Genomic DNA, 3726 nt, shown 5'->3' with positions numbered 1-3726 from the left:
CGGGGGACGAGGGGAACGGTGGAACGGGGCGGAACGCCGCCACCCGGGGGAACCCGTGGCGGGGTTCGACGACGCGCCCGGCGCCCTCGTCGGAACACCCGGAGGCGTCGCCCGGGGCGGACGGCCCGCGTCGCACCTCCACCGACACCACACCGGGCACCGCCCGCGCGGCCTCCACCCGTTCGGGGGCCGGTGACAGGCCGTCCACCGACGGGATCCGGCGCAGCCCGGCGTACCGGGCGGGGCTGCGGCGCACGCCGGGGTCGGGCCGGCCCAGGACGCCGGCCAGGGCCAGGGCGTGGACGTCGTGGCCGGTGGCGGCGGCGAGGAGTTCGGGGAAGGGATCCGCGCCGGGGTGGGCGTCGGCCTCCAGGAGAGCCGGTCCGCGCCGGGTGAGCACCATCTCGACCCTGGCGTGGCCGTGCCGGTGCCCCGCGGCGGTGAGGGTGGCCTCCGCCAGGCGGTGCACCCGGGACAGTTCCCGACGGCCGAGGTCCACCGGCAGGTCCCATCCCCGGGCGGTACCGGCGAGGAGGGACGTCCCCGGCCCGGGGGAGGCCGGGGACGGGTTCGCCGGGCGCACCCTGCGGCTGACCGCCAGCACGGCGTGCCGACCGTCGCGCGAGTGGACGTCCACCCGCAGCTCGGGGCCCTCCAGGTACTCCTCCACGATGAGTGCGGGCTCCGGTGCCGACCGCCGGGAGAACACCTCCGCCTCCGCCGCGGAACGCAGCAGATGGACGTCGGTGCCACCGGAGCCGGTGCGCGGTTTGACCACGCAAGGGAAGCCGACCCGCTCGGCGGTCGGCACCAGAGCCGCGACCCGGTCACACCGCTCGAACCGCACGGGGGAAGCGGTCGAACGGTTGACCCGGTCCCGGAGCGCGGCCTTGTCCGTCAGATAGGCGACGGCCGCGTGTGGATTGCCGGGGAGACCCAGGGACTCGTTGGCCCGGGCCGCCACGAGGGACCCGACCGCGGTGAAACCGAGGACGGAGGCCCGGGGGCGACGGTTCGACGAACGTGTGGGGGGGTCGGCGAAGTGGTGGATCGCCTCCAGCAGGGAGGGGTGATCGAACCAGTCGACGTCGACGCGCTCGTCGGCCATCAGGCACGCCTGCCGCACCTCGGGCGGCGCCGCGGGGGAGGCCAGCGCCAGGGAGCGGGCTCCCACTTTCCGTGCCGCACGCACCGCCGCCGGGGCGGGGTCGAGCAGGATCGCGGTGGGGGTACCGGAAGTCAACTCCGCCTCCCTTCGGCAGGCCGTGCGGATCGTGGCGTGGAGACGACACCCGGCGGGGCGAGCCCGACGCGACCGGTGGGGGACGCCCGGTCGTGCCCACCCCCGGGGGTGTCACTGCCAGATGCTGCTCATCGGGGACGAGGAGTCCCAGATGCTGCTGGGCGTGGCGTGGGCGGCTCCGGCGCCCAGCACCGAAACCAGCAGAGCCGTGACGGCGGCGAACGCGATCCTCTTCACGGTTTTCACTCCTATCTCCACAGGCCCTGATCGGGGTGGCATGCTGTTGCCGTCGATACTCACGGGCAATGATGGTGAAGTCGAGCCGGCCACGGTGGCGTCATGGTGCCTGGCGACTTGACGCCAGGGAACGGCTGTCGTCGTACGAGGAAAGAACAGCGTGCTGGAACCCAGCGAAATAGGCGCGGCGGCAACCCGCATCTACCGGCTTCGGGTGATCCACCCCACGGAATCCGTGGAGCAGATCGCGGCCCGGGCCGGGGTGCCGCCGGAGGAGGCCGCCAAGGCGGAGGAACAGCTCGCCGGGCTGGGGTTGTTGCGCCCCTCGCCGGGAGGCGGCTGGGTGGCCATCAGCCCGGAGAGCGCGGCGGACGAGCTGCTCGCCCCGCTCGAACAGGACATCCTGCAACGGCGGATCGCCATGGCCGCGACCCGGGCCCGGCTGCACGCCCTGAGCGGCGACTACCTGGAGGCCCGCAGTCTGCGTTCGGCCAAGACCAACATCGAGGTGATCAAGGGGATCGACAGCATCCGGGCCGTCATCGACGACCTGACCCGCACCTGTTCGAGTTCCCTGGACACCCTCGCGCCGGGTGGCGGCCAGAGCGAGCAGGCCATCCGTTCGGCCGTCCCGCTGGATCTGGAGATGCTGGCCCGCGGCGTGGAACTGCGCACGATCTTCCAGCACAGCGCCCGACGGCACCTGCCCACCGCGCAGTTCGTCGCCAAGATCACGGCCGCCGGCGCCCGGGTGCGCAGCAGCAGCACCCTTCCCTCCCGGGTGCAGATCTACGACCGGGTGTGCGCGGTGCTGCCCATCGATCCGGAGAACACCGGCGCGGGGGTGGCGCTGGTCCGCGACCCGGCCGTACTCGGCTTCGTGCGACGCCTGTTCGAGTACTACTGGGAGCGGTCGGTCAACTTCTCCGAGGTGGACCGGGTGGCCGGACCGGCCCCCACCGGCCTGGAACGGGACGTGCTGCTGCTCATGGCGACCGGCAAGAAGAACCAGGTGATAGCCCACCAGCTGGGCATGTCGGACCGCTCGGTGAGCCGCATCGTGTCCACCCTGATGGAGCGCCTGGACGCGGACAGCCGCTTCCAGGCGGGGGTCAAGGCCGTGCAGAACGGCTGGCTCACATGAGCTCCGGCCCCGGCCCCCGCGCGTGCCACCGCGCACCGGGGCGGCGATGAACCATCCCAGCGGACTGCCGGAGGACACCCTGCGGGTGTACCGGCTCCGGGTCTCCCACCCCACGGACTCCACGGCGGGGCTGGCCCGACGGGCGGGGCTGTCCCGGGAGGCGGTGATCCGCGCCGAGGGCGAACTCTCCGCCCTGGGCCTGTTGCGCCCCTCCCCCGCCGGCGGGTGGGTGGCGGTGGCACCGGAGAGCGCGGCCGAGGAACTGCTGGCCGCGGAGGAACAGGAGATCCTGCGGCGGCAGATCGCGGTCGCCGCCACCCGGGCCCGACTGCACTCCCTCTCGGGCCACTTCCTCGAGGCGCGGAGCCTGCGCACCGTACCGGGTGACATCGAGACCGTCGAAGGGCTGGAGAACGTCCGCGCCGTCCTCGCCGACCTGGCGCGCGGGTGCCGGCACTCGCTGGACAGCATGCAGTCCGGTCGGCGCGTATCGGAGGAGGCCCTGCGGGCCTCGCTCCCCCTGGACCTGACCCACCTGGGACGCGGGGCCACGATCCGCACCCTGTTGCCGCGCAGTGCCCGGGGCGACCGGTTGGTCGTGCGGTACGCGACGCGGATCCGGGAGGCCGGGGCGCTGGTGCGGTGCGCCGGCGTGCTGCCCAGCCGCATGCTGATCTACGACGGAACCGGCGCGGTGCTGCCGATCGACGCCGAGGACACCGCCCGGGGCGCGGTGGTGGTCCGCGACCCGGCCGTCATGGCCTTCCTGCGCCGGCTCTTCGACCACTTCTGGGAACGCTCCGAGGACTTCCTCGATCCCGACCGCGACCCGGGGGCCACGGCGCCCCGGGGGCCGGCCCGGGACGTGCTGCTGCTGCTCGCGGCGGGGCTCACCAACGAGGAGATCGCCGAACGGTTGGGCACCTCCCCGCGCACCGTGGTCCGCACCGTCACCGAACTCATGGACCGGCTGGGCGCCGACAGCCGCTTCCAGGCCGGCGTCCTGGCCGCCGAGCGCGGCTGGCTCGACGCCCCGGAGCCGGAGGACACGCCCTGAGGCCGGGGGGCGCCCCCTCCGACCACCCGTCGCGACGCCCCGACC

The 3726-nt window shown here is 74.0% G+C and carries 4 protein-coding genes; 2 read left to right on the top strand and 2 right to left on the bottom strand.

What is annotated here, in order from left to right; translation table 11 throughout:
- Together FOE67_RS19595 and FOE67_RS30135 are read right to left on the bottom strand one after the other, a co-directional pair.
- A partial coding sequence (locus FOE67_RS19595) for an ATP-grasp domain-containing protein (RefSeq protein WP_182666109.1) occupies positions 1-1243 on the bottom strand: 1243 nt, incomplete at its 3' end.
- A gap of 111 nt (positions 1244-1354) precedes the next feature.
- The gene (locus FOE67_RS30135) at positions 1355-1480 is read right to left on the bottom strand and encodes a hypothetical protein (RefSeq protein ID WP_267133350.1); all 126 of its coding nucleotides are present in this window, start codon (positions 1478-1480) and stop codon (positions 1355-1357) included.
- A 160-nt stretch (positions 1481-1640) separates the two neighbouring features.
- On the opposite strand from FOE67_RS30135, the gene FOE67_RS19590 reads away from it, so the two are divergent.
- Together FOE67_RS19590 and FOE67_RS19585 are read left to right on the top strand one after the other, a co-directional pair.
- Positions 1641-2624 carry a helix-turn-helix transcriptional regulator gene (locus FOE67_RS19590; protein WP_323385083.1) on the top strand — a complete coding sequence of 328 codons (984 nt, stop codon included), beginning with the start codon at positions 1641-1643 and terminating at the stop codon, positions 2622-2624.
- Positions 2625-2670: 46 nt separating this feature from the next.
- Entirely contained in the window at positions 2671-3681 is a 1011-nt protein-coding gene (locus FOE67_RS19585; RefSeq protein ID WP_182666107.1) for a helix-turn-helix transcriptional regulator, read from the top strand.
- Positions 3682-3726: the final 45 nt, after the last annotated feature.

Origin of the sequence: Streptomyces calidiresistens (genome assembly GCF_014141525.1) — a bacterium.
In the GTDB taxonomy this organism is placed as follows: Bacteria; Actinomycetota; Actinomycetes; order Streptomycetales; family Streptomycetaceae; genus Streptomyces; species Streptomyces calidiresistens.
The sequence above is the reverse complement of the archived record's forward strand: the minus strand, read 5'-3'. Positions and strand labels throughout refer to the sequence as shown.